The organism is Blastococcus sp. MG754426 (assembly GCF_021699055.1).
Taxonomy (GTDB): domain Bacteria; phylum Actinomycetota; class Actinomycetes; order Mycobacteriales; family Geodermatophilaceae; genus Blastococcus.
The window spans coordinates 1-8,556 of record NZ_SSXC01000116.1; the positions used below are offsets into that span (position 1 = coordinate 1).

The following is an 8,556-nucleotide window of genomic DNA, read 5'->3' on the forward strand; positions in this document are numbered from 1 at the left end:
CGGCCCTGCAGGCGCCGGGCTCGGTGGGCCTGGCGGCCTACCTGTCGGGCAGCTCGAGCAGCCCGGTCGCCGTCCGGTTCGACGACCTGCAGGTCACCGCGGTCGAGTGAGGGAAGCCGGGGGCCGGTTCCGCGAGGGAACCGGTCCCCGGCAATGCGGTCAGCCCGCGGTGACCGTGGGGGTGACCGAGCGTCATCTCAGTCACCTCGTGGGGGGACCCGATGTCCGCCGGTCCCCTGATCAGGTGATCGTCAAGGCCATGACGCACTGTCATGGTCACTGCCGGTACTCGACGACGGCATCCAGGGGGAGGCCGCCGCTCTCGGGTCCTGGCACACGGGGGAATCCGGCATGTCCACGTCTTCGCGCCCGACCCGGCGCGCATCCGCTCGCGCCATCGCGGGCGTCGTCAGCCTGCTGCTGGCGGCCGGCAGCCTGGCGCTGCTGCCCGGCGCTGCTCGCGCCGACTCCGCTCCGCTGACGCCCTCGCCGGCCACGCCGACGACGGTCACCGCCGACGCCCTGCCGACCGTGCAGATCAACGGTGTCGCGTGGGCGCAGGCCATCGTCGGCAACACCGTCTACGTGGGTGGCTCGTTCACCAGCGCACGGCCGGCCGGCGCACCCGCCGGGACCGGCGAGACGCCCCGCGGCAACCTGCTCGCCTACGACATCCGCACCGGCGAGCTGATCACCTCGTTCGCTCACGACCTCAACGGCCAGGTGCTGGCCGTCGCGGCCTCGCCGGACGGCTCCCGGGTCTACGTCGCCGGCGACTTCACGGCCGTCGACGGGCACACGCGCCGGCGGGTCGCCGCCTTCGACACGGCGACCGGTGCCCTGGTCGAGGGGTTCGCCCCGGCGATGCAGAGCCAGGTGCGGGCCATCGCGGCGACGGACGACACCGTCTACCTCGGCGGCAGCATCACCGCCGTCGGCGGCGTCAGCCGCAGCAGGCTCGCCGCGGTCACCGCGGCTGACGGGAGCCTGCTGCCGTGGGCCCCTGTGCCGGGCGGCGCGCGCACGAACGGCAACGACCAGGTCATGGCGCTGGCCATCGCCGGCACGGGGGAGATCATCGCCGGGGGGCGCTTCGACACCATGAACGGTGTCAAGGCCACCGGCGTCACCGCCCTCGACCCGGTCTCCGGCGTCACCAGGCCCTTCGCCATCAACCAGCGGCTGACCAACCAGGGGGCCGACTCGGCCGTCTACAGCCTGAGCGCCTCGGGAGACCTGGTCATCGGAACCGCCTACGACTTCGGCGGCCCCGGCAACCTCGAGGGTTCCTTCGTGGTCCGGGCCGACGGCGGTGCGATCGTCGAGATCAACGACTGCCGCGGCGACTCCTACTCCAGCCACGTGAGCGGCGGCGTCGTGTACGTCGCCAGCCACAGCCACGACTGCCGCAACATCGGGGGCTTCCCCGAGCAGAGCCCGCAGGTGTTCAAGTTCGGCGTCGCCTTCACCCTGGAGCCCACCGGCACCGTCGGTAACGCGACGATCGCCAACGGCAACTTCCGCGGTCAGCCCGCCGGCTCCCTGCTGCCCTGGTTCCCCACCATGACCCCGGGCGACTACACCAAGCAGTACCAGGCAGGGTGGTCGGTGACCGGCAACGGCCGGTACGTCGCGTACGCCGGTGAATTCCCCCGGGTCAACGGCGTCGGCCAGCAGGGACTCGTGCGCTTCGCGCTGCCCGACACCGCGCCCAACGCGGTCGGCCCGGCGGACGCGGGCTTCACGGCCGCCGCCACCTCCCCGGCGCCCGGCCGGGTGACTGTGGACTGGACCGCGACGTCGGACCAGGACAACGCCAACCTCGTCTACCGCGTCGAGCGCGAGGGGGAGGCCCTGCCGGTCGCGGAGACCGTCCAGGCCTCCACCTGGTGGGACCGCCCCGCGATGCAGGCCACTGACGCCGGCGTCAGCGGCAGCCTGCGCTACCGCGTCACCGCGACGGACCCGTTCGGCAACAGCGTCGCGACCCCCTGGGTGGGCGTCGAGGTCGCCGCTGCCACCGGCGGCGAGACACGGCCCTACGCCGAGGTCGTCCGGGCCGACGGCGCATCGTCGCACTGGCGGCTCGGCGAGCGGTCCGGCAGCGCCGGGGACTCGATCGGCACCGCTCCGATGACGGTCGGGTCCGGCATCACCCGGGGCGCCGTGGGTGCGATCGCCGACGACACCGCCTACTCCTTCGACGGCGGCTCGACGGCCTCCCTGGCCACCGGAGCCGCGCGCACCGTGCCGAACACCTTCACCCAGGAGGCGTGGTTCCGGACCACATCCGCAACAGGGGGGCGCATCACGGGCTTCGCCAACCGGGCCACCGGTAGCAGTTCCACGTACGACCGGCAGGTCTACCTCGACTCCCGCGGTCGGCTGAACTTCGGCGTCTCGGTGCCGGTCTGGTTCTGGACGACGCAGCGGACGGTGACCAGCGACGCCTCGTACAACGACGGCACGTGGCACCACGTCGCCGCCACCATGGGCCCGGCGGGCATGGCGCTCTACGTGGACGGCGTGCTGGTCGGATCGCGCAGCGACACGACCAGCGGCCGCTCGTACAACGGCTACTTCCGGGTCGGCAGCGACCGCGCGATGTCCGGGTCGAACACCTTCGACGGCTTGATCGACGAGGTCGCGGTGTACCCGAGCGCCCTCTCTGCCCAGCAGGTCGCCGCCCACGCCGCTGTCGGCGGGGTCGGCGTGGCCTCGAACATGCCACCGACGGCTCGGATCCGTGCGACGACCGCCGGTCTGACCGTGACGCTCGATGGTGGCGGCTCGGCCGACGGCGACGGCAGCGTGGCCGCCTACGACTGGGACTTCGGCGACGGGGAGCGGGGCGCCGGCGCCACGGCGACGCACACGTACGGCGCTGCGGGGAGCTACGTCGTCACGCTGACCGTGACCGACGACCTGGGCGCCACCACGGTCGCGAAGACGCTGGTCACCGTGGCTCCGGTGCGCGTCAACCAGGCCCCGGTGGCGGCGTTCACGGCGGGCGGTCGCGACCTCGTCGTCACGGCCGACGGCTCGGCCAGCGACGATGCCGACGGGACCGTGGCCACCCACTCCTGGGATTGGGGCGACGGCTCCCCGGCCGGCAGCGGCGCCAGCGCCACGCACACCTACGACGCGGCCGGCACGTACACCGTGACGCTCACGGTGACCGACGACGAGGGGGCCACCGGGTCGACCTCCCAGGAGGTGACCGTCACCGCGCCGGTCCCGACCGCCCCCATCGCCAAGGACACCTTCGCCCGGTCGGCCACCGGCGGCCTCGGCACTGCGGACGTCGGCGGCGACTGGACCGTCACCGCCGGTGGCCCGCGGCAGTCGGTCGCCGACGGCGCCGCCGAGCTGGCTCTCCCGGGCGCCGGCAACAACACCGGCTCGCACCTCGCCTCGGTGAGCACGGCGAGCGCCGATCTCCGCAGCGAGTTCACCCTGTCCTCGGTCCCCACCGGGAGCGGCACCTTCGTGTACCTGACCGGCCGCCGGGTCGGTGCGGGGGAGGAGTACCGGGTGCGGGTGCGCGTCGCCGCCGACGGCGGGGTCCACCTGGTCCTGTCGCGGGTGACCGGAGGCGCCGAGGGCTTCCCGGGCGGCGAGGTGCGCGTGCCGGGGCTGACCTGGACGCCGGGCACCACGCTCGCGGCGCGGGTGCAGGTCTCCGGCACCGGGCCGACGACCGTCACGGCCGCGGTGTGGGTCGCCGGGGAGGCCGAGCCGGCCACCCCGCAGCTGACGCGCAGCGACACGACCGCGGCGCTGCAGACCCCGGGCTCGGTGGGCCTCTCGGCCTACCGCCCGGGCAGCGCGACGGCGGCCACGGCGGTGCGTTTCAGCGCCTTCCGCGTGGGGCTCGTGGGTGCCGGTGCGCACACCAACCTCGCGCCGACGGCCGCGTTCACCGCGACGACCGCCGAGCTCTCCGTCGCGGTGGACGCGACGGGGTCCACCGACGCCGACGGCCGTGTCGCCCGTGCCGACTGGGACTTCGGGGACGGCGCGACGGGCTCCGGCCCGACCGCGACGCACACGTACGCGGCGGCGGGCACCTACGCCGTCGTCCTGACCGTGACCGACGACGAGGGTGCCACCGCGACCACCACCCGGTCGGTGACCGTGACCGCGTCGGCGGCGCCGCCGGTGGAGGAGCCGGCGGAGCAGATCGCGGCGGACACCTTCGAGCGCTCGGTGACCGGTGGGCTGGGCGCCGCCGACTCCGGCGGGCCCTGGACGCCGGTGGCCGGTGCCGGTCGCCAGTCGGTGGCCGACGGTGCCGCGGTCCTGGCGGTGGGCCCGGGCAACAACGCTGCTTCGGTCCTCGCCGGCGTCTCCGCCGCGGACGTGGACGTTCGGGCCACCGTGTCGTTCTCGCGGACGCCGGCCAACGGCAGCGGCGCCTACGCCTACGTGACCGGTCGCCGGGTCGACTCCGCCCAGTACCGGGCACGGGTGCGGGTCCTGCCCGGTGGCGACGTCGGTGTCTCGCTGGTCCGCGAGGCCGACGGCGTGGAGGCGACGCTCGGTTTCGTGACGCTGCCCGGGCTGACCTACACCGACGGCATGCCGCTCCAGGTCCACCTGCGGGTGACCGGCACGGGCGCGACGAACCTGGAGCTGACGGTGTGGGCGGCAGGTGCCGAGCAGCCGACGGTCCCGACGCTGTCGCGCACCGACTCCACCGCGGTTCTCCAGTCGCCGGGCGCGATCGGCCTGGCCGCCTACCTGTCGGGAAGCTCGACCAGCCCGGTGCAGGTCCGCTTCGACGACCTCCTGGTCACCGCGGCGCGCTGAGCCACCGGCGCGACGCCACGTGCCGGGCCGGCTCTCGCAGCCGACCCGGCACCGTGCTGGCCGGTGCAACCCTTCCTGCTGACAGGCCGTCACCGTGGCCGGCGAACAACGTGTTGCGAAAGCGCAGATGCACCGCATCGGGTGATCGCCACCATGTACGGAAAGTGACATGGTGCACCCCGACTGCGCTCCCCGCTCGTGGGTCGCGAGGGCACACCACCAGTTCGGGGAGACGACCTGATGCGCGCACCCACCAGCACGGTCGGCCGCCGGGTGCTGACCGGCGCGATCGGCCTGATCCTCGCTGCCGGGTCGCTGGCGCTCGTGCCGGCCTCGGCCCGCGCCGACTCCGCGCCCGTGGCGCCGTCGCCGGCCACTCCGGTCACGGTCACCGCCGACGCGCTGCCGACGACGCAGATCGACGGCGTCGCCTGGTCCCAGGTGGTGGTCGGGGACACCGTGTACGTGGCCGGACGGTTCTCCCGCGCCCGGCCGGCGGGTGCGGCCCCCGGGACGCAGGAGACCGTACGGAACAACTTGCTGGCCTACGACATCCGGACCGGCCGGCTGGTCACCTCCTTCGCGCCCGACCTGAACGCCCAGGCGCTGGTGGTGACCGCGTCCCCGGACGGCTCCCGGATCTACGTCGGCGGGGACTTCACGCGGGCGAACGGTGAGGTCCGCAACCGGGTCGCCGCCTACAGCACCGCCACCGGTGCGCTCGTCCCCGACTTCCGCCCGAGCGCCAGCAGCTCGGTCCGGGCCATCGCCGCCACCGACAGCACGGTCTACCTCGGCGGCACGTTCACCGCGATCGGGTCCCAGAGCCGGCACCGCCTGGCGGCGGTGACCGCCGCCAACGGTGCGCTGCTGCCCTGGAACCCCGTCCCCGGTCCCGGCCCGGTGCTGAATCGCAACAGCAGCACCGGCACCAGCGACGTCGTCCGCGCCCTCGTCGTCACCGGCGGCGGCTCGCAGGTGGTCGCCGGTGGGCACTTCGACACCCTCAACGGCGTGAAGGCCACCGGTGTGGGTGCGCTGGACGCGGTCACCGGGGCGACCAGGCCGTTCGCCGTCAACCGGCTGATCACCAATCAGGGCGTCAACGGCGCCGTCTACGACCTCACCACCGACGGCGCCAGCGTCTACGGCGTCGCCTACGACTACTTCGGCCCCGGCAACCTCGAGGGCGCGTTCTCGGCCGCCGCCGACGGCGGGGCGGTGAACTGGGTCAACGACTGCCACGGGGACAGCTACTCCGTGCACCCCATGAACGGGGCGCTATACCTCGCGGGTCACCCGCACGTCTGCGCCAACATCGGCGGCTACCACGAGCACAACCCGCGCGTGCACCGCTACGCCACCGCGCTGAGCCTCCAGGCGACCGGCACGGTGGGCACGGCCACCCTCTTCAACAGCCGGGTGATGCCGGATGGGACCGTGGTCCACAAGAACGACACCGGTGGGTACCCCTCCAGCGGGACCCTCCTGCAGGGCAAGCCGGCGCCGTCCCTGCTGAACTGGTTCCCCACGATGTCGCCGGGCACGTTCACCGGCCAGGGGCAGGCCGGGTGGAGCGTCGCCGGCAACGACACCTACGTCGTCTACGGCGGGGAGTTCCCGCGGGTGAACGGTGCCGCGCAGCAGGGGCTGGTGCGGTACGCGCTGCCCTCGGCCGCCCCCAACCGGATCGGCCCCGACGGCACCGGATTGGCCGTCGCGGCCGGGTCGCCACTGGGTGGCATGGCGCGGATCAGCTGGACCTCGGTGAACGACCGGGACAACGAGCACCTCACCTACCGGGTCTACCGGGACGGCGAGACCGCCCCGGTGCACGAGACCACGCGGTCCTCGCTCTGGTGGCGCACGCAGCCGATGGGCTTCGTCGACCTCGGGGTCGCGGCGGGTGCTCACACCTACCGGGTGAGCGTCGTCGACGCCTTCGGCAACCGGGCGGACTCGCCCTGGGTTCCGGTGGAGGTCGCGGCCGGTTCCGTCCTGCAGCGCGACTACGCGGACACCGTGCGGGCCGACGGTGCGCAGCACTACTGGCCGCTGGGCGAGCCATCCGGGGACACCGCCCTCGACCACGCCGGCGCCTCGGACCTCACCGTCGGCACTGGCGTGAGCGGAGGGCAGGAGGGCGCCATCGCGGGCGACCCCGACACCGCGTACCGGTTCGACGGCACGAGTGCGGGCCTCGCCGCCACCCGTACCGCTGTCGCGGGCCCGGGCACGTTCACCGTCGAGGCGTGGTTCCGCACCACGTCGACGGCGGGCGGCAAGATCGTCGGCTTCGGTTCCGCGAGCACCGGCACCAGCGGCAGCTACGACCGGCACGTCTACCTCGACGCCGAGGGGCGGGTGCTGTTCGGCGTCTACCCCGGCGCCATGCGGACGGTCAGCAGCGCGTCCTCCTACAACGACGGGCAGTGGCACCACGTCGCCGCCTCGCTGAGCCCTGCCGGCATGGCGCTGCACGTGGACGGCGAGCTCGTCGGGTCGCGGACGGACACGACGTCGGCGCAGGCCTACAACGGCTACTGGCGGATCGGTGGGGACACCAGCTGGTCCGGCAGCGCATGGTTCGACGGCCTGGTGGACGACGTGGCCGTGTACCCGACCGCGCTCAGCACCGGTCAGGTCGCCCGCCACGTCGCCGTCGGCTCCGGGGCCGTCGCTCCCGTCCCGCCCTCGGCGGTGTTCACCTCCTCGGTGACCGACCTCGCCGTCTCCGTCGACGGCTCCGGCTCGACCGATCCGGACGGGGCGATCGCCTCGTACGACTGGTCGTTCGGCGACGGCGGGACCGGCACCGGCGCGACCGCCTCGCACACCTATGCAGCGGCCGGCACCTACCCGGTGACGCTGACGGTGACCGACGACGAGGGGCTGACGGCGACGGCCACCGAGCAGGTCACGGTGACCGCGCCGGCCGAGCCGGAGCAGCCCGCCGAGCCGGAGCAGCCGCGGGTGCTGGCCGCCGACGCGTTCGAGCGGTCGGTCACCGGCGGGCTGGGCACGGCCGACGTCGGAGGCGCCTGGACGGCGTCGGCGGGCGCCTCGCGGTTGTCGGCGTCCGGGGGCGCGGCGGTGCTGTCGCTGCCCTCGGCGGGCAACAACACCGGCGCGCACCTGGGCTCGGTCGTGCAGACCAGCGCCGACATCCGGACGTCCTTCACCTTGTCGGCGGCACCCACCGGTGCAGGCACCTACGTGTACGTCTCCGGGCGCCGCGTGACGGCCGGTCAGGAGTACCGGGTGCGGGTGCGCGTGGCCGCTGACGGACGTGTGTACCTGGCGCTGTCCCGGCTCTCCGGCGGTTCGGAGTCCTGGCCGGGCGGGGAGTCGGTCGTCCCCGGCCTGACCTGGACGCCGGGATCGGCGCTGGAGACGCGGGTACAGGTCACCGGCGCGGGCACCGCGGAGATCGCGGCCTGGGTCTGGGCCTCGGGGACGGCGCAGCCGGAGGACCCGCAGCTCACCCGGACCGACACCACCGCGGCACTCCAGGCGCCCGGCGCCGTGGGGATCGCCGCCTACCGGCCCGGATCGGCCACGGCGGCCACGGCGGTGCGCTTCGACGACCTGCAGGTCACCGCGGTGGGGGAGACCGCGCCGCCCCCGCCCCCGGCGAACGTGGCACCGGCGGCGTCCTTCACCGCGCAGGTGGCGGGTCTGTCGGTGGCGGTGGACGGCAGCGGCTCGACCGATTCCGACGGTGCCGTCGCCGGGCACGCCTGG

The 8,556-nt window shown here is 74.2% G+C and carries 2 protein-coding genes; both read left to right on the forward strand.

From position 1 onward, the window contains the following. Window positions 1-351: 351 nt before the first annotated feature. The gene (locus E9549_RS21765) at window positions 352-4,812 is read left to right on the forward strand and encodes a PKD domain-containing protein (RefSeq protein WP_236828682.1); all 4,461 of its coding nucleotides are present in this window, start codon (window positions 352-354) and stop codon (window positions 4,810-4,812) included. 240 nt (window positions 4,813-5,052) lie between these two features. Beyond that, on the forward strand, window positions 5,053-8,556 hold a 3,504-nt coding region (locus E9549_RS21770), incomplete at its 3' end, for a LamG-like jellyroll fold domain-containing protein (RefSeq protein WP_236828683.1).